The 26,610-nt window shown below is 33.8% G+C and carries 31 protein-coding genes and 1 riboswitch; of the genes, 29 read left to right on the top strand and 2 right to left on the bottom strand.

All coding sequences use genetic code 11. From position 1 onward, the window contains the following. The first annotated feature begins 1 nt into the window (after position 1). The 23 genes from KYI10_06165 (at position 2) to KYI10_06055 (ending at position 22,050) form a co-directional block, all read left to right on the top strand. Complete coding sequence (locus KYI10_06165; protein ID QYA31982.1) at positions 2–277, top strand: hypothetical protein; 276 nt, start codon at positions 2–4, stop codon at positions 275–277. Between the two features lie 17 nt (positions 278–294). Beyond that, positions 295–678 (top strand): hypothetical protein, encoded by a 384-nt coding sequence (locus tag KYI10_06160; GenBank protein QYA31981.1) that lies wholly within the window; start codon positions 295–297, stop codon positions 676–678. Positions 679–689: 11 nt separating this feature from the next. After that, on the top strand, positions 690–1,022 hold the full coding sequence (locus tag KYI10_06155) for a hypothetical protein (GenBank protein ID QYA31980.2): 333 nt from the start codon (positions 690–692) through the stop codon (positions 1,020–1,022). Beyond that, positions 1,012–1,494 (top strand): HK97 gp10 family phage protein, encoded by a 483-nt coding sequence (locus tag KYI10_06150; protein ID QYA31979.1) that lies wholly within the window; start codon positions 1,012–1,014, stop codon positions 1,492–1,494. Before KYI10_06155 ends, KYI10_06150 begins: the two co-directional genes overlap by 11 nt. A gap of 4 nt (positions 1,495–1,498) precedes the next feature. Continuing rightward, positions 1,499–1,879 carry a minor capsid protein gene (locus KYI10_06145; GenBank protein QYA31978.1) on the top strand — a complete coding sequence of 127 codons (381 nt, stop codon included), beginning with the start codon at positions 1,499–1,501 and terminating at the stop codon, positions 1,877–1,879. Positions 1,880–1,967: 88 nt separating this feature from the next. Continuing rightward, the gene (locus KYI10_06140; GenBank protein ID QYA31977.1) at positions 1,968–2,522 is read left to right on the top strand and encodes a hypothetical protein; all 555 of its coding nucleotides are present in this window, start codon (positions 1,968–1,970) and stop codon (positions 2,520–2,522) included. Between the two features lie 75 nt (positions 2,523–2,597). Further along, positions 2,598–3,119 (top strand): hypothetical protein, encoded by a 522-nt coding sequence (locus tag KYI10_06135; protein QYA31976.1) that lies wholly within the window; start codon positions 2,598–2,600, stop codon positions 3,117–3,119. Continuing rightward, entirely contained in the window at positions 3,074–3,457 is a 384-nt protein-coding gene (locus KYI10_06130; protein ID QYA31975.1) for a hypothetical protein, read from the top strand. The genes KYI10_06135 and KYI10_06130 overlap by 46 nt, the downstream gene beginning before the upstream one ends. Before the next feature lie 39 nt (positions 3,458–3,496). Further along, positions 3,497–4,708: a hypothetical protein gene (locus KYI10_06125; GenBank protein QYA31974.1), complete on the top strand. Its 1,212-nt coding sequence runs from the start codon at positions 3,497–3,499 to the stop codon at positions 4,706–4,708. Between the two features lie 156 nt (positions 4,709–4,864). Then, the gene (locus KYI10_06120; protein ID QYA31973.1) at positions 4,865–5,659 is read left to right on the top strand and encodes a hypothetical protein; all 795 of its coding nucleotides are present in this window, start codon (positions 4,865–4,867) and stop codon (positions 5,657–5,659) included. 448 nt (positions 5,660–6,107) lie between these two features. Then, positions 6,108–11,294: a LysM peptidoglycan-binding domain-containing protein gene (locus KYI10_06115; GenBank protein QYA31972.1), complete on the top strand. Its 5,187-nt coding sequence runs from the start codon at positions 6,108–6,110 to the stop codon at positions 11,292–11,294. Further along, positions 11,287–11,721: a hypothetical protein gene (locus tag KYI10_06110; protein ID QYA31971.1), complete on the top strand. Its 435-nt coding sequence runs from the start codon at positions 11,287–11,289 to the stop codon at positions 11,719–11,721. The genes KYI10_06115 and KYI10_06110 overlap by 8 nt, the downstream gene beginning before the upstream one ends. After that, complete coding sequence (locus KYI10_06105; protein QYA31970.1) at positions 11,718–13,514, top strand: phage tail spike protein; 1,797 nt, start codon at positions 11,718–11,720, stop codon at positions 13,512–13,514. The genes KYI10_06110 and KYI10_06105 overlap by 4 nt, the downstream gene beginning before the upstream one ends. Before the next feature lie 10 nt (positions 13,515–13,524). Then, complete coding sequence (locus KYI10_06100) at positions 13,525–13,791, top strand: hypothetical protein (protein QYA31969.1); 267 nt, start codon at positions 13,525–13,527, stop codon at positions 13,789–13,791. Between the two features lie 115 nt (positions 13,792–13,906). After that, positions 13,907–15,799 carry a polysaccharide deacetylase family protein gene (locus KYI10_06095; protein QYA31968.1) on the top strand — a complete coding sequence of 631 codons (1,893 nt, stop codon included), beginning with the start codon at positions 13,907–13,909 and terminating at the stop codon, positions 15,797–15,799. A 132-nt stretch (positions 15,800–15,931) separates the two neighbouring features. Beyond that, a complete protein-coding gene (locus KYI10_06090) occupies positions 15,932–16,621 on the top strand; it encodes a hypothetical protein (GenBank protein ID QYA31967.1) in 690 nt (229 codons plus the stop codon). Between the two features lie 74 nt (positions 16,622–16,695). After that, positions 16,696–17,157 (top strand): hypothetical protein, encoded by a 462-nt coding sequence (locus KYI10_06085; GenBank protein ID QYA31966.1) that lies wholly within the window; start codon positions 16,696–16,698, stop codon positions 17,155–17,157. Continuing rightward, the gene (locus KYI10_06080) at positions 17,144–17,530 is read left to right on the top strand and encodes a hypothetical protein (protein ID QYA31965.1); all 387 of its coding nucleotides are present in this window, start codon (positions 17,144–17,146) and stop codon (positions 17,528–17,530) included. Before KYI10_06085 ends, KYI10_06080 begins: the two co-directional genes overlap by 14 nt. A 47-nt stretch (positions 17,531–17,577) precedes the next feature. Continuing rightward, complete coding sequence (locus KYI10_06075; GenBank protein ID QYA31964.1) at positions 17,578–17,844, top strand: phage holin; 267 nt, start codon at positions 17,578–17,580, stop codon at positions 17,842–17,844. Between the two features lies 1 nt (position 17,845). After that, positions 17,846–18,751: an N-acetylmuramoyl-L-alanine amidase gene (locus tag KYI10_06070; GenBank protein ID QYA31963.1), complete on the top strand. Its 906-nt coding sequence runs from the start codon at positions 17,846–17,848 to the stop codon at positions 18,749–18,751. Positions 18,752–19,080: 329 nt separating this feature from the next. Further along, positions 19,081–19,518 (top strand): type II toxin-antitoxin system antitoxin SocA domain-containing protein, encoded by a 438-nt coding sequence (locus KYI10_06065; GenBank protein QYA31962.1) that lies wholly within the window; start codon positions 19,081–19,083, stop codon positions 19,516–19,518. Beyond that, entirely contained in the window at positions 19,511–20,779 is a 1,269-nt protein-coding gene (locus KYI10_06060; GenBank protein ID QYA31961.1) for a hypothetical protein, read from the top strand. The genes KYI10_06065 and KYI10_06060 overlap by 8 nt, the downstream gene beginning before the upstream one ends. A 335-nt stretch (positions 20,780–21,114) precedes the next feature. Beyond that, complete coding sequence (locus KYI10_06055) at positions 21,115–22,050, top strand: Abi family protein (GenBank protein ID QYA31960.1); 936 nt, start codon at positions 21,115–21,117, stop codon at positions 22,048–22,050. Between the two features lie 388 nt (positions 22,051–22,438). Here the strand turns inward: KYI10_06055 and KYI10_06050 are convergent, their stop codons facing one another. Then, positions 22,439–22,870: a YolD-like family protein gene (locus KYI10_06050; protein QYA31959.1), complete on the bottom strand. Its 432-nt coding sequence runs from the start codon at positions 22,868–22,870 to the stop codon at positions 22,439–22,441. Then, positions 22,845–23,135 (bottom strand): hypothetical protein, encoded by a 291-nt coding sequence (locus KYI10_06045; protein QYA31958.1) that lies wholly within the window; start codon positions 23,133–23,135, stop codon positions 22,845–22,847. Before KYI10_06045 ends, KYI10_06050 begins: the two co-directional genes overlap by 26 nt. A 266-nt stretch (positions 23,136–23,401) precedes the next feature. On the opposite strand from KYI10_06045, the gene comGC reads away from it, so the two are divergent. From comGC to gcvT, 6 genes are all read left to right on the top strand, one after another. Next, on the top strand, positions 23,402–23,668 hold the full coding sequence (gene comGC, locus KYI10_06040) for a competence type IV pilus major pilin ComGC (GenBank protein QYA31957.1): 267 nt from the start codon (positions 23,402–23,404) through the stop codon (positions 23,666–23,668). Continuing rightward, a complete protein-coding gene (comGD, locus tag KYI10_06035) occupies positions 23,661–24,086 on the top strand; it encodes a competence type IV pilus minor pilin ComGD (GenBank protein ID QYA31956.1) in 426 nt (141 codons plus the stop codon). The genes comGC and comGD overlap by 8 nt, the downstream gene beginning before the upstream one ends. Beyond that, on the top strand, positions 24,073–24,315 hold the full coding sequence (locus KYI10_06030) for a hypothetical protein (GenBank protein QYA31955.1): 243 nt from the start codon (positions 24,073–24,075) through the stop codon (positions 24,313–24,315). The genes comGD and KYI10_06030 overlap by 14 nt, the downstream gene beginning before the upstream one ends. After that, positions 24,260–24,712 (top strand): competence type IV pilus minor pilin ComGF, encoded by a 453-nt coding sequence (gene comGF, locus KYI10_06025; GenBank protein QYA31954.1) that lies wholly within the window; start codon positions 24,260–24,262, stop codon positions 24,710–24,712. The genes KYI10_06030 and comGF overlap by 56 nt, the downstream gene beginning before the upstream one ends. Before the next feature lie 160 nt (positions 24,713–24,872). Further along, entirely contained in the window at positions 24,873–25,379 is a 507-nt protein-coding gene (locus KYI10_06020; GenBank protein ID QYA31953.1) for a shikimate kinase, read from the top strand. Next, positions 25,366–25,451: riboswitch (glycine riboswitch) on the top strand. (Overlaps the previous gene by 14 nt.) Positions 25,452–25,516: 65 nt before the next feature. Beyond that, the gene (gcvT, locus tag KYI10_06015) at positions 25,517–26,602 is read left to right on the top strand and encodes a glycine cleavage system aminomethyltransferase GcvT (protein QYA33921.1); all 1,086 of its coding nucleotides are present in this window, start codon (positions 25,517–25,519) and stop codon (positions 26,600–26,602) included. The last annotated feature ends 8 nt before the right edge of the window (positions 26,603–26,610 follow it).

Raw genomic sequence — 26,610 nt, 5'->3', positions numbered from 1 at the left:
GATGCCCAAAGTATATGTAGATAAAGGTACTGTAATTCACAAAGGACAGGCATATTTTAGACAGTCTTTAGACCTTACTCCAGAAGAGTATGAGAATGTGAAAGACTTAGTGACAATTGAAGATGCGACTGAAACAACTGAAAAATCTTATAAAGATTTAGATGTAGAAGAGCTTAAAACACTAGTCGAAGAAAAAGGCCTTGAAGTTGTTGCTACAGGTAAAAATGGAGCAGTAAAAGCTGACTACGTGAAAGCATTAGAAGCAGCAGCAGAATAATGTAAAGGTGTGATGTTATGGAAACATTGGAACAACATCAATCATTAATCGATGGCACAGTGGCATACATGAACATCATGCCATTACCTGATTATATTAATGAAGTACCAAGTGAAGACTTACCGAAGTATTTGTTTTCGGCCATTCAAGATATTAAGGATTACTTCCCTGGTATCGAGTTAAATCCTCGAATGGTATATCTGCAACTTGATTACAAGTTAGAAGCGGAAGAAGAAGGCTTTGGAGTGCTTAAGCGACATAACGTTGAAGACTATACAGTTAAGGATGTTAAAGTCGTATTCAATCACGAAAAGCTATCTCCATCGCTACTAGCGATTATAGATGGAATACTAGCTGAGGAACGAAAGACATCCTTAGGTAGAACAGGGAGGTTGATATAATGAGACCTCCAATGAATCAAAGAGTTTTAGTTCATAGAGCTATTAAAAGCTATGGGAATAATACTTTGACTGATAAATATGGTAGACCTTTAACAGAAAAAGTAGAGTCTAAAGCGCGTGTCAGACGTAAGTCTAACTTGATTATTACAGCAACTGGTACTGAAACAAACACAAACATTGAAATTGATGTACCTTCTCAAATGATTGTCAAAGAAGGAGAAGAAATCAGTTATATCGATATGGATGGTAACGATGGTACAGGTAAAGTTATCTCTTACGAGGAAGCAACTAACGTTACAGGTTCACGCGTTCTATTTAGGACGGTGTTTGTTGATGGCCGATGAGTATTTCAAATTTGAATTTGATGATAATTACAAAGAACTGCAAAGTTACTTCAAAAAGTTTGATCAACGATTTACTAAGATCGTTATTCAAGAACTCGGTAAGTTTGGATTAAGAGTAGAAGAAGTCGCAAAAGCACTTGCTCCACGTGATTCAGGAGACTTAGAAGACTCAATAAATACTTCTAAAGTAATAGTTGAAGGTAAGACATTCTCGATTACTATAGGTACCAACATGAAATACGCTCTGAGAGTGCATGAGCAGCCCGAAAGTAAAGGTGTTAGACCTAAATATCAAAGAGGTGTTAAGTACCCTGAATACTATAAAAATGGACGTGGAGAGAACACACGTAACAAACCGAATGTCAATGGATATAAGCCAGGAAGAAAGTATCTTACTAATGCGGTTAAAGTTACTGAAGACGACTGGAATATAATGTGCGAAAGAATTCTAGCGCGAGTATTGGAGGGTTAGACTGATGATACAAGAGTCAATCATGAATCTGTTAAGAGAAAATATAGCTGGGCTTACTTGGTCAGTCGACTACCGTACGTTGGGCGACAATACAGGTACAGTATATTCGGATGGTGGAGAAAAGCCTGGTATCTATGATGATGAAATGAAATATCCGCACTATCAAATCTATATCAGATCAAGTGATTTTGATAGGTGCAAAGACATAGCTTTTAAAGTCTATGCATTGCTCCATAAGAAGAGCGATTGGTTAATTAACGAGCAAAACAATGTAATACATGTTTACTTCATTGAAGCGTTGTCTGAGCCACTTAGGATAGGTGTAGAGGACAATGTGATGGAGTATAGCATTAATTTTAGAACAACTTTAAGAATTGAAAACTAAAGCATATTTAGACATCTGAAACGATGTCTATTTTTTATGCAAAAAAACAGGAGGAATAAATTATATGAATGCATTTGATAAAAGTATCATGTTCGGTATGGCTAATTTTAAATTGACAGGTACAGACAGCAAAGCTCTCAACTTTGATGGTAAAGCAACAGGAGATGGTACTAGCTTCTTACAAACAGAAGGTGGGGTTCTTACTATTGAACCTAAGTTTAAGGAAATTCAATTCGAAGATACTGGCGAAAATGATATTGATAATCGAGTTGTCGGTTGGGAAGTAAAAGTTAAAATGACTGTATCTCAAGAAACTCTAGAATTGATTCAATTGGCGATGGCCGGTGCACATGCTATTAAGGATAGTGCAGGGTCAAAATTGATTGGTATTACAGATGGTCCATTAGGTTCATCTAACCGAGATCGTGGAGTAAAAATGGAAATCCACCCACGCCAACTACCAGCTGAAGATAAATCTATGGATATTGTTATCTATAAAGTTGCATCTACATCAGGATTCGAACGAGCATTTAAAAATGAACAAGGTAAATTTGATTTAGAATTCGTAGCTTATCCTAAAGATAACTTTGATATGAGTCAACCAAACAACTTCTTCCAAATCGGACAAGCTACAGCTGAATAACAATATAGCCCTACTTATGCTAGTAGGGTTATTTCTATATTTATTTAAATAATTAATTGAAAAGAGGAATAAAACATGACAAACGAAGTAAAAGTATTAATCACTCAATACGTTAATGAAAAAGGTGTATTAAAAGACGATAGTAAAAAAGAAGTAGTAATCAAAGCGATGCGACCATATCAGTTCTTTGCTATTACTAAAGTTTTGAAAACGTTAATCAATGAACTAAATGCTGATGAAAATATCAACGGTGCTTTAGTAGGGTTATTCGATACGGTAGAAGAAGATATGGATACTAAAGATTTATTAAGTGCATTATCAGCTCAGTTCGTTAAGGATTCAGCTGGATCAATCGGATTATTATTAGAGGTTGCTCCTGAAAGTGCTTTAGAACTGATTTCAATCTTATCTGATGTGCATCCAGAACAACTAAAACTTCAAGAGATGGATACATTCTTTGATGTAGTAGATGCAATTGCAGAAGTTAATGACTTAGCTAAGGTTGTCGAACGTGTAAAAAAGTCTACGAAAAGTTTTCAGAAGAGTCTCAAATGGGGCGAGAAAGTTACTCAAGCGACTCTAAGTCCAGTGAACTAAGTGGTTATGAGCTTGAAGACGCTCTTGTATATAAGCTAGCGCATAAATTAGGTGGAAGGTCAGAAATCATTGATATGCCACTTGAAGAAGCGTTAGCTTATTTAATTATCATTATTGAACAGGAAGAGCAACAAGCAGAAGCGAAGAAATGGGACTTATATATGAATCACTTATCACGTATTAATGCGAATCCTGCGCATAACGATAAAGAATCGAAACGGAGATATGAATTCATTGAAACCATAAATCCTATGAAAGAAAATAAAGCGCTTGAAATGCCTAAAGAATTAGAGTGGAACTTCGAGCAGCTTGAACAATTAAAAGCATTACAAACTTAATTAATTATTTAAATGAATATACAAGGAAAGGAGGATAATATGGCTAACATACAAGAAATAGGTACTAAATTTACGATGTCTGTAGATGGGATGTTGAATAAGTTCAAGGTACTTGAACAGAACTTTGATAATTTGCCAAAGGTGGCCGAAAAATCAACAAAGCGTATGAATAAAGCATTTGGTGCTATAGATGATTCACTCAAGACATTTGACAAGCGTTTATCTGAAACAGGTAAAGACTTCGATACTAAGAAGTTACAGTCTGAATTACAAAAGGCTCAAAAGGAATTTAAAGATACAGGTAATATCAATAAAGAGACGATGCAATCACTTCAAAAAGAAATTAAGAGTGTTGATTGGAAGTCTTTAGATGCAAATTCACGCGATACATTCAAAACTGTTATTCGTAATGTTAACAGTGTAGAGCGCAATATGAATAAGCTGAATGATGTTAAGTTTCTTGAAGGATTACCTGATGATGCGAAAGAAGCAGGTAAGCATTTACTAGCACTACAAAAAGATGTTGAGAAGACAAGTAAATCACTTGAGAAAACTGATGATAAGGTTGATTTTAATAAGCTCAATAGCGAGCTCAATAAAGCTAAAAAAGAATTACAATCAACTGGTAAGGTTGCAGATAACACACTTGATCAGATAAATAAGGATATTAAAGATGTTAATTTTGAATCGATGTCTATGAGTGCTAATGTAGCATTCGGTAAAGTCGAAGAACGTGCTGAACAACTCGATAGAAAACTTAGGAACGTTGGAGATGATGCAAATCTATCTAATTCTACTAAAAATATTTCTAAAGACATTGATGGCGCAACTGGTTCAGTTGGTGGCTTGAAAGGTGCGTTTAAAGGATTGGGACCTGTTATTGGAGGCGCATTAGCTACTGTAAGCATAACAGAGTTTACAAAGAAGATAGTTGAATCTACTGCTGAAATTGAAGCGTTAAACTCCCAATACGAACAAGTTATGGGCAGAATGAAGAACACAACTGATAAGTATCTTGGAGAGATGGCTCAGAAGTATAATGTACATCCTAACGAATTAAAGAAGTCGATGCTGCAGTATCAAGCAATACTTAAATCGAAAGGATTAAACGAACAAGATGCATACGAAACTTCTAAAATGTGGTTAGAACGTACTGTGGACGGTTCGGCGTTTGCTAATGAATCGATTGAAGAATCAACTGGACGTATGATGGCTGTTATTAAGGGTAGACATATTTGCCCCTCTTGCTAGTAATAGCAAGATAAACACCGGGAAAGAAAACTGGAAGGCTAAATATTAAACGGAATATGGTATTATGGTATAAGGGATAGGGTAGCTCCCGAACGACAGTTTCCTGACTGTCTTCCCTTCAATTTATTTCAGGAGCAACTTCAGGAGGTTGTAAATATGGCGACACATAATCTTTTAACAGATGATTATATTCGTGATTACGTTGAATCTATTTCTGATTGTAAATTTATTAGTCAAGAGAATAGAAAAACGAAACCAACGAATAAGACGACTGTAAAGTTTATCACTCTTCAATGTAAGTGTGGGAATGTATTTGAGGTTTGGTGGAAATGTTTTAAAGGCACTCACCAAAAGCCAACTAGACAATGCAGAAATTGCACGAACAAACAAATGAGTGAAAAATTCTTGATGAATGATGAGCATTATAAAGCAGAAAAGAAACGTTTAAACATTGAAATAGAACACATTGAAACATGTAAAGGGAGTCATGAAGCAATCAAGCATAAATGTCCTGATTGTGGAGGTACTTTCATTACGACACCTAACAATGTACTTAGAAAAGCATCAACTAAATGTCGTGAATGCGCAAATTATTCAGCAGCTAGAAAACGAATGAAGACTAAAGAAGAAGTTGAAGCAAATTTGAATGATCTTGGATTGAAATGGATTGATGGTGAATATTCAAACAAGCTATCGAAACTTACGGTATTATGCAGTTGCAATCATAGTACATTTACAAGAAGGTATGAGTATATAATTGGTGGTAATGACAGGTGTTCGCAATGCGCAAACTCAATATCTAAACCTGCTTATGACATTGAACAGTATCTTATAAGAAAAGGCGCATCATTTAACAAAGAAATGACATTCGATGATTTGAGATATATTAAAAAATTACGATACGATTTCTTTGTTGATAATAGATTTCTTATTGAGTATCACGGCGAATAGCACTATCTTAAAACTTCAAGATACGCTGACGATGATTTATATATGCGTGATATGATTAAAGTTAACTACGCCTATGATAAACAAATACCATTGATAATCATCCCATACACTAAAAGAAAAATTTATAAAAATATCATTGATGAAGTACTAGACGAAAATACTTTAAATCTTTTGGTTTCAAAGCACGGATACGTCATAGACTTCACAAACATACCATATACCATAAAGAGTGCTTAGGCGCTCTTTTTATTATGTTTAATATATGCTAATCAGAGTGGAAGGCTAATAGTAAAGTATTGGTCACACGCAACGCATAGGCGACGAAACTGTACAGCAGAATGTAATTCGCCCACGAGTTTCCGGCACCCTACCATTGAGGGTGAAAAGGTATGCTGAACTTATAGGAAACTATAAGAACTAGAGGATAAAAAGCCTTTAGGATAACAAAATGGAATATGACTCGGCAGATACAGTTATGATTAACTTGTCTCAAACAATGCTTAATGATAAAGCTCAAGAGAAATACGGTAAGAAATGGGAGCAGTTAAGTGTTACTCAACAGGAACAGCTAAAAGTACAAGAATCAATAAGGCAACATACTTCAGCTGGTGTACTTGGTCAGGGTGTAAAAGAAGCGGATAGCTATGAAAAGAACTTAGCTCAATTGAAGAACACCTGGAAAGACTTTCTTGCTTCTTATGGTGGGCCTGCGTTAGATATCGCTAATAAAGGTTTAAAAGGCGGCGTTAAAATCATTGGAGGTATGGCTAAGTCTTTTGATTATCTAGGAGGGAAAGTAGAAGCTATTAAAGGGGCTTTATCAGGTCTTTTTACAGGAGATAAAGATAAAGGTCGAGATATGATGAAGAAATTAGGTTTAAATCAGTCTCAAATGAAATTTCTCGAAGATTCTATTGCTAATCTAAATAATTATAAAGATAAAGTAAGTCGATTTATATCTGGTTACAAATTATTGTTTAAGGATGACGGAAGCGATGGACGCCAGATTTTAAGTAAACTCGGAGTGTCTCCAAGTACAATACAGAAGTTAGATGATTTTGCTGCTAAATTCTCCGAGTTCAAGGGGACTATAAAAGGTTTTATTGATGGATTTAAACTTCTTTTTAAGGATGATGGGCAACAAGGACGTGACATACTAAAAAGTATTGGGATTTCACCTAAAACGATTAAAACTCTTGATGATTTTGCCTTAAAAATAATTGAATTTCGTGAGAAATTTAAAAATGCTTTGCAAGGTATTAAAGATGTTATGTCAGGAAAAACGATTTCTAGTGTTACATTCTTAGCGCAACTTGGTTTTGATAATAACCAGATCCAATTTATATTGTCGAATATCGATAAAGTGAAAAATGGTTTTAAGATATTAGCTTCAACAGTAGGGAAAGCTATTTTTGAAATAGGTAAATTTATTGGAACAGAGCTGAAAAGTCATTTCAGTTTCTTGATAAATGAAGCACCTTCAATTTTTAAGGCATTTGGGAATATAGCGAAAGTCGTTGGTTCTGTTGTCGGGGCATCGATGATTGGAATTTGGAAAGTTATGCAATTTGTTTGGCCCGCAGTAAAATTTTTAATCATCTCTGTTTGGCAGAATATCCAGGGTGTAATAAAAGGCGGTCTACAAGTCATAAAAGGTTTAATCCAAGTCTTCAGTGGATTATTTACTGGTGACTTCAGAAAAATGTGGGAGGGTATTAAGAATATCTTCTCCGGAGCCATAAAGTTAATTTGGAACGGTGTCCAATTATTATTCTATGGGAAACTGCTTAAAGGTGGCTTAGCCTTTGCTAAGTTATTCGCAGGCAGCTTTAAATCCATGTGGCAAGGTATCCTCAATTTATTTAAGAATTTCGGTAAATTTATATGGGATACTTCAACAAAAGTATCGAAAAATGTCATTGGTGCTTTCAAGAATCTGTGGACAGGTTCAATGAATATCATAAAGAATTTAAAATCAGGACTTTATAATTCTTGGGTGTCTATAAAGAAAACAACGGTAGATGCCGCAGTTGGATTAAAAGACGGTGTCGTTGGTGCATTTAAAAACACTTGGAATGGTATAAAAAGCTGGATTAAATCGATTAAAGATGGCGTAATCGGTATGAAAGATGATGTTGTAAAATCAGCAGTTGAAATGAAAAATGGTTTGAAAGATAAAGTCATTGGTGGACTTAATTTAATGATCGATGGTGTTAACTGGGTAGCAAAGAGTTTGCACATGGATCCACCTTTGGGGAAAATTGATGCTAGCAAATATTCTACAGGTACCGGAGGTCATCCTGAAGATGGATGGGCGACTGTAGGAGATAAAGGCCCAGGTAACGGAAAAGGCACAAGAGAAATTGTTCAATTCCCAAACGGACGTACAGCATTATTCGAGAAAGAAACAACGTTCTGGATGCCTAAAGGAACACATGTTTATAACAACAAGCAAACTGAAGAATTATTAGAACCTGCTAGGTATTCAAGAGGTACTCCTGGTATGGGTATGCTTGTCAAAGGTCTGGGCAACGGCATAGTAGCTTCAAATAAAGTAGTCGGTGCCAAGAAGACAAGAAAAGCCCTAGATTATACAGCGAAAAAGGGTTCGGAAGTTGAAAAAACAACAAGAGCTGGTGTGGCAATTGCTGAAGACTTACTTGAATACATCGAGAATCCTGGTAAATTAGTGGATCTTGCGATGAAAAAGTTTGGTGTAGACTTTAGTGGTATTGCTGGATTACCTGGCGACATGATGGGTAAAGCTTATAACTTATTGAAAACACAAGCTGTTAAAGTTGTTACCGGATGGCTTGATGAAGCGAGTGGTGCTAACGCAGACGGAAGCGAGATTCTTAATTGGCCTAGAACTACACCATATAGCCCTAACGCAGCAGTGCCAGGATATCCTACTTCTTTCAATGGTGGACGACACTATGGTATCGACTTAGGTATACCATCAGGAACAACAATTCATGCGCCGACAAGCGGTATTGTTTCTCAACAATCTAACTACGGCGGCGGTATTGTAGCACGTTTGTTATCAGGTAAAATCGCTCAATACTTCCTACATTTAAGTAAGGTATTGAAAACAGGACCTGTTAAACAAGGTGATGCAATCGCAAAGTCTGGTAATAGTGGTGCTTGGACTACAGGCGCCCATTTACACTATCAAGTAGAAAGCCCTGCATCTGCAGAGCTTACTAACGCTAACACACTAGATCCTGTTAAGTTCTTGAAAGGTAAAGGCGGCGGTGGTGCAGGAATACTCAAAGGTGTTTCAGCTCCTGGTAATATATCAAACTGGATTTCAAGCGCTATTAAAAGAACAGGTGTACCATCATCCTGGGCTCCATATCTTAAAACTATTGCTCAATACGAATCCGGTTTTAATCCTGCAGCTGTTCAAAATGGTTATGTTGATGTTAATACAGGTGGAAATGAAGCGCGTGGATTAATGCAGGTAACTCCTCAAACATACAGAGGTTTAATGGGAACAACTGAAGGTATGATGAATCCTATTAATAACATTACTGCTTCAATCAAATGGATTAAGTCTCGTTACGGAACAGTAACTAACATTCCGGGCATGGCAACTGGTACATGGCGCGGTGGTTATGCGAATGGCGGTATCATTCCTAAAGATTCTATTTATCGTGGTGGTGAAGAAGGTAAAGAGATTGTAATTCCTACTGTTCCTAAGCGTAAAAATCGTGCAAATCAACTCATAGCTTTAGCTGACAGAATGGTTAATGGTAAGCCTAAGCGTTATGCTAGTGGTACTAAAAAACCATCTACTCATAAAGTAAAATGGGGAGATACACTATGGGATATTAGTCGTAAAAATGGCACTACAGTAAAAGCGCTGCAATTATTAAATGGTATTAAAAATCATTTAATCTATCCTGGCCAGATTATTAAATTAACAGGTGCTATTACAGGATTAAAAAAGAGTGTATCACAACAATCAAAAACGCATAAAGCAGCAGTACAAGCATTAAGTAAAGCACAACGTATGTATAACACAGGTAGTGCCATCGCTAAACGAGGTAAAACGAGTGGTAAAGTTACTGGTAAAGAAGATATCGCAATCGGTAACTTAATCATGGCCAACATGAAGAATATTGGTAAGTTACCGGTTGAGAAGATGCAATCTAATCTTAATGCAATTAACAAGAAGATAAATTCAGTCATTGCATCAAATGAAGGTAAGATAGCAACTCTAAATAATAAGATTGTAAAATCTTCTAAGTCTGCTGAAATTAAAGGTGCAAGCAGAGAGATACAAAACCGTAAGAATAATATCGCTACACTCAATAGCAAGATTAAAAAGACTTCAAACAAAAAACTTATTGCTAAATATAAGAAAGATATCAAAGCGCATCAACGTAAAATATCTTCGCTCGAAAAAAAAATTAAGCGTGCTACTAATAACAAAGTAGCAAACAATGCACGTGCAGATATTGCTGCATATCAAGCACAAATCAACAGTTTGAAGAAGTTGAAACAAAGCGAAGTATTGAAAACTAATTTTCTTAATAGCTTAGTCAAACAGAAACAACGACTACAGAATCAACTTAATAAGAAAAATGAAGAGCGCAAAGCATTAACAGAATCGAAAATGTCGTTTAGAGATAGTATAAGAGATTCTTATCGTGGATATGCAGGCTTTGAAGCGGCAAAAGGTAATACATCAAGAGACTTTATAGCATTTATGAAGTATCGACTTAATAGAATGAAGAAGTTTGCAGCAAACGTTACAAAATTAAGAAAAATGGGATTAGATCCTACAATCTTAAGAGAAATTCTTGCAGGTGGTATCGAGTCGGCTATACCTCGTGTAGAAACTTTAGTCGGTGGAGGTAAGAAGAATGTCCTTGAAATTAATAAGTTGCAGAAACAAGTAATTAGCTATGTTAACAATCTTTCAAATGAACATTCACGATTTGGTTACGACAATGAAATTAAAGCTAAAGACAAAGAAGTTGCATCAATCAAGAAACAACAGACATCTTTGCAAAGTCGAGCAACTAGCTATTTGACTGCTAAACCTAAAACCAAGCCTAAGGCTAAGGCAAAACCTAAAGCACCTGCTAAGAAGACTGTAGCATCAAAGGTTAAAGCTAAGGTAACACCTAAAGCAAAACCTAAAAAAACGAGAACTCATAATATTAAATGGGGCGACACATTAGGTGGAATTGCAGCAAAATATCATACATCTGTATCTGCTATCAAGAAATTGAATGGTTTAAAATCAGATATGATTTACGCTGGAAGAAAGCTTAAGATACCAGGATATGCTAAGGGCGGCATTGTAAATATCCCTCAAATAGCATGGATTGCCGAGGGTGGCTTTGCAGAATCGATTATCAGTCATGATCCATCACAACGAGTTCAACAGCAGAAGATATGGAAAGATACTGGCGATAAGCTTGGATTCACTAAAGATGATGCACTTACTATGCGAATGATTCAGCTACTAGAAGAACAGAAAGAGTTGCAACGTCTAATGGCACAAAGAGAGACAGTACTAAAAATTGATAAAAAGGTATTCGCAAAAGAAGTTGCACCTGATATCGATAAAGAAATGGCACAAAATCTTAAGTACAGAAACAGGGGGTTAGCGAATGTCTAATAGATTACAAGCTGGATTCAGTATATACGGTGAACATTCACATTCTAGAAATATGTTAATGAGTAGCTATAGCTTTCCAACTCCTAAAATGAAAGAAATCAAAGAAACCGTTCCTTATATGAGTGGTTCTTATGATTTCTCTTTTTTATATGGAAAACCATCTTATGAAGACAGACAGATATCGTTCGAAATGATTGTATTCTGCAACGATTATCAAGACAGGTCAGTCATTATTACAGATATTAAGAAATGGCTATATGGTAAGCCTATGAGTCAATTACGATGTGATGTATACGAAAACTTAGAATACTATGTTAAATGCGTTGATATTGAACCTGAAATATTATCGTATGGTATCAACTTCAAAATCGTATTTGAAGGTCATCCATTTGCTAGAAACGTAATTGATAATAGCGAGGTGATATGATGTACCGGTTAAAGTTATACAACGTTGATGATGCAACTAAGAAATATACAATACTAGATTTATCGAACGGTATATCCGAAGTATCATCAGCAACTTTAGAACGACAGGTAAATTCTATAGATTCATCAAGTATCTCGTTATTTCATAGTTTCTTGCAGCAATCAGCGTTTAATATCAAATCATTTAAGACTATGCTTGAAATCTACAATACGAAAAAGAAAAAATATGAGTTTAGAGGTCGTGTAATAACTCCTGATCATTCTATGGAATCAAGTGGTGAATTCAAGCATCAACTGACATTTGAAGGTGTAAAAGCATTTCTTAAGGACAGCCTACAAAAACAGTCGTTTGAGTTTGATAAAGCACCAATAGACTTACTTAAGTTAGTTATCAACCATCATAATAGTGAAGTTGGAGCTGAAACATATAAACGCTTTACTGTAGGGACTGTAGATGTACCTAAACCTGTGATACCAGCAGATGAAACATATCGAGAAGAAGAGAAATATTTTTATAGGTATGATGACAAAGATACTTTGACAACCATTGAGGAAGATTTAGTAAATAAATACGGTGGTGTAATAATCATTGAAATCACTGAATCTGCAAATATCATACATTGGTATAAAGATTACGCTAAAGAAAAGAGTACTAAAATTGCACTCGGAGAAAATCTTCAAAACATCCAATATAAGATAGATCCTACCGACATTATTACAAGACTAAAACCTTTAGGAGTATCAAGTGAAACTGCAAACGGACAAGAGATTAAATTAACGATTGCTAATGTTAATAAAGGTAATCCATATATCGATATTCCTGAATTGATTAGTATATATGGGGTTCAAACAGGTGCAGTAGATTTTAATGACATGTATACACCAGAAACTTTAAAAGCAGCAGCTAACAAGTGGATAAAAGAGCAGAATAAGAAAGTGGCAAACGTATCTATCTCGTTAGATGCAATCGATTTAGAATTGATCGGATTACGTCCTGACTCTTTAGAAATATATAACATGCATCTTGTAGAAGTATCACCTTTGAATATTAACGACAAGATGAAAATAATCGGAGAGAGTATTGATTTGATTCAACCGCATAATAAATCTGTAACCATTGGAGACAAGCCTTGGACAATGGAGGATGTTCAGAAGCAGATTGCCAGAGAGCGCACAAAAGAAGTTGAAAGAAAGTTGGCAGAATCAACAACAGCCCTCAACTCAAAAATCGGTACAGTATCTAATGATCTGCAAAACGTAACAAAGGGATTTAATCAATCTACTTCAACGTTACAAACAAACATTCAGTCGCAACAACAGTTGATTACTGGTGTTACTTCAGGCGTGACATTGAGTGATGTTAACGGATTTCAACCAATAAAGAACAGTACGTTGAATGTTGGAATGTCAGTATTCAGAGTAAGTCCGCCGCAAATAGATTATGGTGTTCAGATTAGCGATGGTTTCTTCTCTACAACGAGTAATACACCACTTCAGTTTGATGGCTATACCGTTATACATTTCCAAAGGTATCTCAAAGTAAGCTTCTCTTCTTACATGAGTGATGGTGGAAGTGGCGTTATAGAGGTCTTTAGCTATGACGGTGTAACAACAACGTACTACAATTCAGTTATTGTAGATGTTACAGGCAAAGGTAATCAGAGGTTGAATGAATTATTAATTGATTTAGGAAGACCGACAAAAAGAGTGCTTAACTTCTATTTCAGAATTAAATCGAACAGTGCATCGAGTATAAACGTAAAGACACTATACATTGGAACAACAGATTATTAGGAGGGATGATATGGAAGCCTGGGCAGTATTAACTAAGGTTATTGACGGAGAAGAAAAGATAGTCAAAGCAGGACTGAATCTCGTAGTAGATGATGATTACGACAGAGCAATCATGGTTGATGAAGTCAAAGCAAGACAATCAGAAAAATTAGAAATAAAAGATGGAGTTGTATCAGTGAAAACTGATGCGACTCTTTTAACGTTAAAAGAACTTAATGAAGCAACAAAACTAAAGGAGATTATACCAGTGGTAATCTCGAAAGAAGTGGAGGAATAAGATGGAGATTAATACACTTAAGACTAAGAATAATTATCATAATTATATTGTGATTAAACAATCCGATAATACAAGTCTTATTGAATTGTTATTATGCGGACCTAATGGCTCAATTATGAACGACCTAAATCAAAGTTGTACATTAACTATACTTGATGAAGTAGATAAAAAGATAAGACAGAAAACTACAGAACAAATCGTTAACGGAGCTGTAACATTTAAAGTTGCTAACGATTTAAAAACCAATCCTCATACTTTAGAAATTACGACTGCTGATGGACAGAAGTTTCCTAGTAACAATGACTTTACTATATTGGTTTCTGATACACATGATAAAAGTGAGTTAAATGTTATTAATAATTTATCAAGAGATGAAGCGTTAGCGGAAATAAATCAATCAGTAAAGGAATTTATTTCAAAAAATACTGATCAATATATTGATAAAGTAGCTACTGAAAAATGGATATATGAGAATAATTTCAAACCTAAAGAAGCGGTAAAGACTGAAAGTGCTTTGCCATTTAACGCAGAGAAAAACGAGATAAGATTAGTTCAAGATGATAATAAACAGTACGTGTTTGATGGCACTAAATGGATTGAATTTGGCGCAGTTAATCTCGATGGGCTTACTGATATAGAGAACAAGTTGCAATCATCTAAAAACAGATTGTATGATTTAGAAAATAATACTAATCGTTCTATCATTTCAACTTCGGGGAGAAAATTCCCAATGATTACTTTTGTTGATGATGATGGAAATGTTAAAGTATTAGAAAAATGGGAACCCGTTTTAAAAGAGAAAAAGAATAAACTAACAATAGCAGTCGTAACATCTTGGGTTGATAACCAAGAGCCAACAGTGATGAATTGGGAAACATTACATCGTTTAAATCGTGAGTATGGAGTTGAGATGGTTAGCCATACACATGAACATAAACATGCTCAACAATTAACAGATGAAGAAGTAGAGCATGAATTTAGAGAGGCGCAAAAGGTTTTAAAACGTGAGGGTTTTACTCATAACATCATCGTTCAACCCTTTGGCGAAAACACAAAAAGTGTGAGAACGATTAGTCGTGATTACGCAAGAGCGAACATATCTACTAAGGAAGGTATCAATACATTACCTTTAGATACCTTTAGAATGAACAGGATAACGTTAGGGGAATCGACTAATAACACTTGGGAGCATTACAAAGCAAGATTAGATGAAACAATTGAAAATAATGGTTGGATTATCTTCAAAAGTCATTCGCAATATGAAAGTTTTGATAATACACAGATAGAATTGTTAAAACAGATTATAGACTATTCGCGAGAAAAGAACATGATGAATGTCACACTTGAAGAAGGGTTGAATAAAGTAGGGAATCTTATTGACGTTGGGGATTATACTGATAAGGCAGGTACAAGTGAATATTTCGTATTAGATGTAGAGGGTAAATTACATGCACGCACACTTTCAAAAGATTACTATACCTTGAAATTCAATTCATCAAATATCGACACACCTGTTACATCGTTCCCAGCGCAAGCAACTTCTATCACACCTATCATAAGTACAAATGCTGCACCATTTCCAACAGGAAAACCGGGTATGTTAATTACAGTAAGTTCCATAGAGCCTTCTACATCTTATCAAGAATACGTGCCTTCAAACAGTGAAACGCTTTATCGTAGACGTTGGGATAAGGTTAACAATAAATGGTTGCCATTCGTTAAAATAATCGATGGTATGGTCGAAGAAGTCGTAAGGCATTATGCAAAACAAACAATCGTTCCAGCAAATAGAACAATTGAAACTGTTATCACAAACGCGCAACTTGACCTATTAAACTTTAATGTAGGACACATGTTGCAGGCTACACCTGAAAAACTACTGCCTGACGGAATTATCTTCAACGCTTATATATTAGAAGCAAATAAAATCACTATCAGATATGCAAATGTAACAGGCTCTACTGTGACAGTACCAGCTTTGTTTTTCAGATTTAGGATAAGCAAGTGAACTTAAAGAATGAGTATCAAAGTAAAAGATACTATCTCTTAAAAATTAAATCAATTACACAATTTTAAAAATTCTCTTACCATTTTCTTTGATATAGCGTATATTTAAAAGAAAATGCATGGAGGAATTACTGTGAGTATATTTGACGATATTATTATTATTATTGGTGATCAATTTTGGAAACTATTTAATTCTTATGCACCTGCATTTATAGCGTTAATAGGTACTTTTGCAACTATATATTTTAATAAAAAAACGTCTAATGAAAACAGAAACGCAAATGAAGAAATTGCAAAAAAACAAAGGCTCTTACAATTAGGTTTGAATACTAAACAACAAGAATTTCAAAACGAAATCAGAAATTTAAATGAAAAACATCTTACTGATTTAAAAAATAAAGAGCTAGTAGCAAACATAATTGCTAAACAAAGAATAGATTGGTTGCAAGATGTTAGAACTGTTACCAGTGAATTTATATCAAGTTATTTTAATTTAATTTCAGACTTTATGGCGCCTACAGATATAAAAAAGCATGCTGATAATCTGAATAAATTTAATAAACACTACTATTTACTATATTTATATTATCCATTGAAAGATAAAAAGGGTAATATAAATAAAAATCATCAAGTGCTTTTAGATTCATTGGAGAACTTCTATCATGTTGTTAAAGAAGTTCAATTAAATCATTCTATAAATACCACAAATAAAATAAAATCGGGTATTGATACTGAAAAGCTTGATTATTATCTTGATAAATTTATAGAGGAATCAACTCTATACTTTAAACTAGTTTGGGAAGATGCAAAATCAATGAAATAAATATACTCAACCTCTATTCACGCAAAGTGATTAGGGGTTTTTATTATAAATAAATTTAAAAAGGAGTTGATTAAATGAACAGAATTGAAGATGTTACACCTGATGATTCAAAGATTTCACGACCACTATCGACACCTGAGAAATTGACATGTGCATCAACCTTTACGTTCGGACTTTATTCATTAGCTAGAGCATCGTTCTGGATATTAGAATCTGATTCTGCAGTGAATGATAGCCCGTTATATGAAGCGCTCCACCAAGTTTTCCCTTTATGGACCTGGGGGGCAGTCATTATGTTCTTCAGCATATGTCTGATAGCCAGTTGTTTCTATATACCGCACCGACTGACAAGAAAGATTTATGATCTTTTAGTAATGATAGGTGGTATCGGACTATCAATCTTTTATTTCTTTTTAGCGGTTGCAGGAATAAATAATTCTATTAACTGGTTAACACCTACAGGCTTTTTGATACTTTCGGCAGGTCTAGGTGTAATTGGATTTATAGGTGGTGTTAGCTATTTTGCAAAACGATAGAGTCGAGTCTTTAAAGGATTTACAGATACTGCATGAGCGTGATAAACGTAAGATATATCAGTATATTGATGAAGTTGATGATAAACATACAAATAACTATCACTTACTCGACAAAGCAATAACGTTATTTAGCGAATCACAGAAACCACTTGTTAAATCACTTACTAACATTGAGGGGCAGATGGTAACGTTAAATGATACGATGAGTGGATTTAAAGGCGAAGTTGATAAGTTAAAAGGCAAAGTAGATTCACATGAAGAATTTATCAGTAAACGTAAGAATGCGAACGACAAGATCATAGTCGCAATCATAGGTGCTTTCGCTACAATCGGCGGAAGTGCCTTTGTTTTTGCACAAATATTTTTTAAATAAAGGACGTGCCAAAATGGTACGTCTATTTTAATTGGAGGAATTTATAAATGAATAAAGAACTACAGTTAGCTTTGACACGTTTAGTCGTTCTATTAATTGCATTAATCAACTCTGCTTTGGCACATTACGGGAAACCATTAATTAAAAGTGACGAAACATTTATCTACCAAACATTAAGTGACTTATTTTTAATTGGATCTATTGCGTGGACTTATTGGAGAAATAACAATATTACTCGCAATGCGCAACAAGCACAGAAATTTAAAAAAGTATTAGATATTGAAAAAAACAACGAAAATATGGAGGAAAAATAATATGACTAAAAATAAAATCGGTACTTGGAATGGTGTTTCTGTTTATACAGATTTCTTACCTATCGGAACAAGAAGAACAGGGCAAAGATTGAACAGCGGTAATCCTAAATTCGCAGTGTTTCACGACACAGGAAACCCTAATACAACAGCACAACAGAACGTGAACTACTATAAGAATACTTATATGGAACCATGGGCTAGTGTTGCATCAGCACATATCTTTGTAGATGACACTGAATGTATTATCTGTATTCCTGTAACTGAAAAAGCATGGCACGTGATTTACAGTACACCAACAGACAACGCTTGGTATGGTGCAGATGCAAACGATGTAGCATTTGGTATTGAAGTATCATACTACAGTGATAGAAATAAATCTCTTAAATCGTTAGATAATGCTTGTCGTATTATGGCAGCTTTATGTAATTCGTGGGATATTAATCCACGCACAAACATGCCAGGACATCAAGATATTCAGGCCGACAAACAAGACCCTGGTAATCTACTTGCTGCATGTGGATATGCTAGACGTAACATGAGTGTTATCGATAACTTGATCGTTAAGTATATGAATGGCGATGCACCTGTTAAGAAAGTTGCACCTGCACCTGAAAAAGTTGTGAAACAATCACCACCTGTTAAAAAACCTGCATCAAAAGGTGCTAAACGTATTAAGGCATGGTCTGAGAAACCTCACTACAAAGGAACGATTCAATATAACGCATCGCTAAGACAGCGTGCAGGTAGTGATTTCAGTAACTTTAGTTTCAACAAAGAAATTGGAACGCTTAAAAAAGGGGAGACTGTATATATCTTCGAAGAAATTCAAGACGCACAAGGTAACATATGGTGCAGAACATACTCACCTAGCAATAATGGTTGGGTACACAAGCATACAATTAAATAAATGAACTTTAATCCCTACATTCAGAATAAGAGTGTAGGGATATTTTTGTTTATAAAGATGGCCCTCTTCTATATGATATTCTTTCAAAAATAAATATTATTAATTTATAAGTTATTTTTCTTTATTTAAAATACTTTTTTCTTTATATAAGTTGCTAAAGTAAAAGGATAGGGTATATAATAAGTAGACTATGTTAGACAAAGCTTGACAAAGTCTTTTGTCATCTTTATTTGATTAACAGTTAAGTGACAGGAGACAGTTTGAAGACTGTCTATTTTTGTGTCTGTATTCAGAACAATTGGAACAGTTGTCGAAAGGGGGATTTTACAATGAAAGAATTAGCTAATATGATTCTGACACGAGCAAATGAAACTAATACGCCTGTAACTAACTTGCATTTACAAAAAGTAATGTATTTTTTATTAGTTTTCATGGCGGATACACCTAAATACAATGAGCAAGCAAGAGAATTATTTAATCAAGGTAATCTTCAAGCTTGGCCGTATGGTCCTGTTGATCCTGGAGTGTATCAAGACTATAAAAAATTTAAAGATAGACCGATTAAACTTGAATGTGACTTTAGTCCTATCACATCGATTGATGAGACATTAACTACATGGATAGATAAATTATTAAAAATTAATGTTTTCAGTCTAGTGCGCCTAAGTCATGAACATCGTTTTTGGGCTAATAATGAGGATAATATTAAAAAAGGTTTTCGACCAGAATATACTTTTGATGATATAGTTGGTGCTATGAATGACTAATGAGATATTAGAAGAATATATAAATGAAAAATTAAATATTAATAACATGGATGCTGTCAATTACTCTATTGATAGCATCAAATTATATTATGATAAATTTGTAGATATCACTCAAAGTAAAGATGATCAGGCTATAGATTTATTTAAAGATTTTGAATTTGAACAATTACTAGAGTCCTGTAACAACTTAAGTTCTAGACATGTGCCTTACTCAAGAATAACTGATTTAGTGTTTAAAGAAGAAAAAGAATATAGTTCCACTGAAATGCGAGAAATTGCGACATTTCCAACACTATTTAAAGGAGCATTTCTAGAATGGTTAGAAAAAGAATATAGTAGTGTAGGGTTTTCTGATGACATTACTAAAGAAGAGGTTTATGGAATTAAAGATGGCGGAGATACCAAATCATTAGATGAAAAGTTCAAATTAAGTGAAATTAAAAAAAATTTAGATGGTATTGAGAATATATACAAAATCATTGAACACCTTGAACTAGCTATTAAACAAAAACAAGGGTTATATGATAAACAAAAAGTTCAGCTAGAAGAATTCGATAGCAAAATATACGAATTTGATTTAGTTTTAAAGGGTTATGATGATGATATAGAAGGCTCTCTAAAAGTAGTTAATCAGATAAAGGAGGACAAAAATCAAATTTATACTCAATTTGTAGCTATATTGGGAATATTTACTTCTATTATGTTTGCGCTTATTGGGGGATTTAATGAGTTAACGACGTTAGCTATGAGTGTAAAAGATACACCTGTTCCCAAATTGTTGATTTTTATGTCATTACTAATGCTTGGAATCACTTTATTAGTTTTCATGTCATATAGTGCAGTCAGTAAACTTACTGGCTTAAAATTAAAAAGTTGTCAATGTAGTGATGACGAAGAATGTCGTTGTTTATTTAGGGAAAAACACCCTACTGTTTTTTATACAAGTTTTTTCTTAATATGTATCATGATGACAGGTTTCTTATTAGGGGCTTTCTATGATAAAAATCCTAAAATTAACCCCACTATTGATTTAGCCCACATTAATGGTTATATAATTCCTTTAGTATTATTGCTGATTTTTTTGATTATAGTATCAGTCTTGATTTATAAAATTGTTTTTAGCAAACAACTTGAATTACCAAGAGAAATATCTATAGAAGAAGCAAACTATCATATAAATAAATTAAATAATAGAATGATAGCTTTATGGGTAGTAGTCACTATTTTGTTAGGTTTAACGATAATTCAGCTGATATTATAACTATGTTTTTAAAAAAGTATGATTTTGATGAAAATAGTAGTATTATTGGTATCTAAAATGGGAAAAATGAAACATTTATAAATAAACGTGCAACGCTTGGAAATAAAATATAGAGTGTTACCGCTACAAACCTTTAGTAAATAAGACTTTGAAGCCTTCGCCCTGCATTCGAAAATGAGTGTGGGGCTTTTTTGTTGTTATAATTTAAATGATTTTTATTGACTATATGTCAATTATAATTTATATTTTAAATATAAACGACAACGCCCTCACTTCCTTTTTAGGCAGATAAGTTCTGATGTGGGGGCTATTTTTGTATCTAAAAGGGGATAAAAATGACTGGACCTAAACACTTAACTTTTGAAGAACAAATAGATTTATTAGTAGCAAGAGGAATGAATATCCCAGATAAATCAGGTGCCATGAATAAAATTGAAAATATTGGTTATTATAAACTAAAGGAATTTGCGTTTCCGCTTTCTAGTGTAGTCACAGAAGATGATGGTACCAAAACCAGAAGATATGATGGAGTAGAATTTTCTAGTGTAATTACACGATATTATCAAGATAAAAATTTAAGACTCAATGTACTACATGCAATTGAAAAAATAGAAGTATCATTAAAAACCCGTATATCCTTTGTATTAGGTGAATCTCATGGAGCTTTTGGATATTTAAAGTTTGGTAATTGGTGCAATAAAAAAGAATATTGTAAGCATTACTTAAAAGATCAAGAAGAAAAATTCAAATACCAACTTATTAAAAAGATAAAATTATCACATAGCCATGAATTAACTGATAAGGTGAATTTAAATGAACAAGGATTACCTAGTGTATGGTTGATGACTGATGTTCTTATGTTTGGTGACGTCATTGCATTGTTGAAACTTATGTCGAACAAAAACCTTAGAATGATTTCAAGTTATTATAACTGTACAAATGACGAATTGTTATCTTGGTTAAAATGTTTAAACTTTATTCGAAATATTTGCGCACATAATTCAAATATTCTAGACATTAAATTGAAAACAACTCCTAAGATCCATCCTGAATGGAAAAATGATATATTTAAAATGAAGAATAATAATTATTCTAATAGACTTGCGGTTGTAATATATATTGTTCATCACTTTATTAGAGAAATAAATAACAAATATCACATCTATAAAATACCTGTTGCTATCGAAAAGATAGTAAAAAAAGACGAAAAGAAAATAAATCAATTAGGATTTGTAAATGCTGAAGCAATAAAAAAATTGAAAGTATTGTAAGTATTATACATATAAATAACCGAAAAGCACCTTAACTTATATGATTAGGTGCCTTTTTATTTCGGGTAAATAACCGAAAATTTAAAAATTCGGTTAAATAGCCGAATATTTGATTAAACAAGTAAATTGTCGTATAATTATATTACACGCAGCTTTATACAATACGCCGAAAAACACATGCGCTGGTCAACGTCGACTATGACCAATAAAACAGTTAGCTTGTCATTGAGTGACTTCTTTGACTAAAAGATATTGTATATTGCCTGCAGCTCAAAGCACCAAAAGTTCAGACACCTATATTTATAGGTGTTTTTTATACTTAAAAGGCACCTTACTGATTATAGTAGGGTGCTTTTTGAATCATATTAATATAATATCCTTGTATTTATTATCTTACTTCGACAATAAAGTTAAACTTAAGTTGCATTTTCTCATTATTATAACATGTTCTGACTTGCACTTCTTGATTGAATTCATCTATTTTTTCAATGACACAATCAATTTCATGTAATTGATGATCATTGTGATAGATTATAGTACACGATGAAGGCATACACGAATAGTGATGTAACTTAACGTTGATTTCAATTATTTGTTCATCGCTTAATGCAGGCATATAAAAATAGTCTTGCGTTTCTATTTGACGTTTTATGTCGGCATACTGTTGTGGCATAGTTGCGAATGGTGACCATTTAATCATGCCGCGTCCTTTAGGTATGTTTCTTTCAAGATATTGCGAAGGAACATTTTTGTAATTAGTTTCTTCTACTAGGTGTTCTGGAACGATAGGATGATTAACGTTTAAATTGTGGGCTTTCACTAAGATCACCAATTTCAAATATAATAGAATAGACTTTAGCAGGTTCATTTTCAACGCCCTCATTAAGTATTTCTTCAATAGGTAATAAAGAAACATCTCTTCGATTATCTTCTGTTATAAGATTATTTTTATATAACATGTGATAAAGCTTTGTTTTAGCATCTTCTACACCTACATCAGTTAAACTGAATTTACATTCCTGGTATTCATCCTTAAGGATATCGTATGTAATCTCATCGATAATAATACATTGTAATTCTTTCATGTTACCATCTCCTTCACTTAAATTATAGAACATACGTTCGTATTAAATCAAGAGAATTTTATTTGACCACATCAATAGGAAGTACTATGATTAATATTTTTTCGTATTTGACCACAATGTATGTACTTGATTTTAGTATGACCACATCTCGACCACGAAGGAATATAAAATCAAAGGAATATAAATAAATAAATACAGTCTTAAGCTTTGATTTAAAAAGGATTGTAAAACAGAATAAAATATAAGAAAACACGACTTTAATTGAAATGTTATTAGTATTACTCGTAATTTCGATTTTAATCATCGTTATCATTCCGAATATTGCTAAACAATCTAAGACAGTACAGGCTAAAGGATGTGAAGCTCAAGTAAAGATGGTACAAGGTCAGATTGAGGCATATCGAATTGATACGGGTAAAACACCATCTACAATAAATGAGCTTGTTCCTGAATATTTAAAAGAAAATCAAGTGAAATGTAAAGATGGAGCAGACATAATAATCAATAATGGTGAGGCATCATTAGGTGCTTAGAGCATTTTCATATATAGAAATGCTCATTGTACTAATGATTGTCACCGTAATACTCACTGTTGTGCCTGTAAACAGGTTTAAACTAGATGAAATAAAACATGAAGAGATTAATGATGAAATAATTTCACTACTAAATTACTATCAGACAAAAGCCATTGTATCTAAGGTGAATATCTATGTGTCATTTCCTCCGGGAAGTGACACCATTTATATTAAATCAGCCGCGCTCGACATTAATGCTTCCTATCAAATAGATGATGGTTATATTGATCGGCACAATAGTTCGAATAATATGCAGTATTATTTTGATGGGAGAGGGATTAATAAAGGTGGCTCAGTTATTTATCATATAGGCGATAAAAAATATCGTCTAATCTTTCAGATTCATTGGGGGAGAATGAGAATTGAAACGTTATAGTGGTTTTTTATTGATAGATAGCATGCTAGCATTTTCTGTCATCATCCTAATCGTAATGCTGCTACTTCCAATGTACAACGAAATGTCCATGACATATCAGAGTAAGCAAGCTACGCTTGAAAAGATTCGGTTACTGTATATGCATATCGTAATTAGAGAAGGAGAATACACACGTGAAGCAGATACAATCTGTATTAAAGCATCTAAGATATGCCATACGTTCAAATAAAGCATTTACGCTGCTTGAGATGCTTATTAATATGGCTGTAGTTATGATTGTTATATCAATTATACCGATGATCTTAATTCAGATATATCAATTTAACGGACGTTCTACAGATCATCACGATATAAATACGGCTTTATTTTTAAGGGAGATTGCTACTGAACTTAAAAATGCGAAGGACGTTACAGTTAGGGATGGCAAACTTCGAATAGCACTTCGAGCAGATTTGATTACATATGAATGTGTGCATAATCGCATCGTACGAAAAGTAAATGGAGAGGGTTACATCATCATGCTGGAAGGCATTAAGGAAGGAGTCTTTTTTATAGAAGATGAACATCTATACATATCTCTGCAATCAAAAAATGAATCTCTCGCAAAGAAATATCAGGTTCTATAATGGGTTTATAACGCCATATTTACTGATTCTATTATTTTTAACAGTCTTTTTTTTAAGTTATTATAGCAACAGATTCATGTTAAAATTAAAGACAATGGATCATCTTGAACAGTATTATTATGAAGAGATTCTAAAGTCTGTAGAAAAAAGAGGTGTTTAGTTGGCTTATGTACTTGTAGGATTTATGGGTGTTGGAAAAACAACAATCGGTAATTTATTAGCACGAAAGCTCGGGATAAAGTTTGTTGATATCGATGAACAAATTGAATTAGAAATGAATATGAAGATCAAGGATATATTTGACCAGTACGGAGAAACTTACTTCAGAACGTTGGAACATATCGTTTTAAAAAAACACATAAACATGAATATTATATTAGCTACAGGTGGTGGAATTGTCGAAAATCCGAACAATATTTCACTTTTAAAAGAAAATAAAATGAATATATGGGTAGATACGAACATTAACACTGTGTATAATAGAATTATAAATGATGCTAATCGTCCGAATGCGATGAATAGATCATTTGATGCCATTAAAGACTTGTACTTTGGAAGACGTTCACGTTATAATGAAATCGCATACATTAGCGTTAACAATGATGATGAACTGTCAGACTGTGTGCAGGAAATTCACAATTTTATTATTGCGGAAGAAGGAAGTTAGAGAGAATGATAAATCATCGCCGAAGGGGCATCGCTATATTAAACTCTCAGGCAAAAGGATAATTTCCGGACAAACCCTGTAATGAAGCAGGATAGCACTATGCTATGCTGTTTTTATTTTTAACAATTAGGAGGAATATCATGTCAGAATTAAAGAAAACACCACTTTATGAAAAATATCTGGAAGATGGTGCAAAAGTAATTGATTTTTCTGGTTGGGCTTTACCTGTTCAATTTTCTAGCATTAAAGAAGAACATATCACTGTTAGAGAAGGCGTAGGGATGTTTGATGTCAGTCATATGGGTGAAATTATTGTCGAAGGTGAGCATGCACTTGAATATCTTCAGTATGTACTTACAAATGATGCATCTAAAATGACTGATAAAAAAGCTCAGTATACAATGATCTGTAATGAAGATGGTGGTGTCATTGACGACCTTGTTGTATATAAATTAGGAGAGAATAAATACTTACTCGTAGTAAATGCCGGAAATACTGATATTGACTTCGAATGGTTAAAATCACATGAAAAAGATGGTGTAACAATAACGAACGTATCTTCTGAATATGGACAAATTGCAGTACAAGGGCCTAAAACTTTAGAAAAGCTTGCACCTGAAGTTAAGGAAGATATTTCGGAAATGAAATTATTTGAATTTTTAAAAGATGTTGAAATTTTCGGTAAAAACGTAATCTTAAGTCAATCAGGTTACACTGGTGAATATGGCTTTGAAATTTATTGTAAAGCCGAAGATACGGTAGCAATCTGGGAAGCACTGCTTAATTTAGGTGTTACGCCTTGTGGTCTTGGTGCTCGAGACACGTTACGTTTAGAAGCGGCATTACCGCTACACGGACAAGATTTATCAACTGATATAACACCTTATGAAGCTAAGATGGGCTTCAGCGTTAAACTTGATAAAGGCAACTTTATCGGCAAGTCAGTACTTGAAACTCAAAAGTCAGAAGGTGTAAAGCGTAAATCTGCTGGTATTGAACTGTTAGAACGCGGGATTGCACGTACTGACTATGAAGTGTTTGATAATAAGGATAATAAAATCGGTTATGTTACTAGTGGAACGCAATCACCATTAACTGGCCGTTCAATTGCTTTAGCATTAATTGATACAGATTTTACAGCAATTGATACAGAAGTTTATGTACAAGTTCGTAAAAAACGTATTCCAGCAAAAGTTGTTAAAACTCCATTCCATAAAAATTAAGGGGCGAA

This window comes from Macrococcus sp. 19Msa1099 (assembly GCA_019357535.2).
Classification (GTDB): Bacteria; Bacillota; Bacilli; order Staphylococcales; family Staphylococcaceae; genus Macrococcoides; species Macrococcoides psychrotolerans.
The sequence above is the reverse complement of the archived record's forward strand: the minus strand, read 5'-3'. Positions and strand labels throughout refer to the sequence as shown.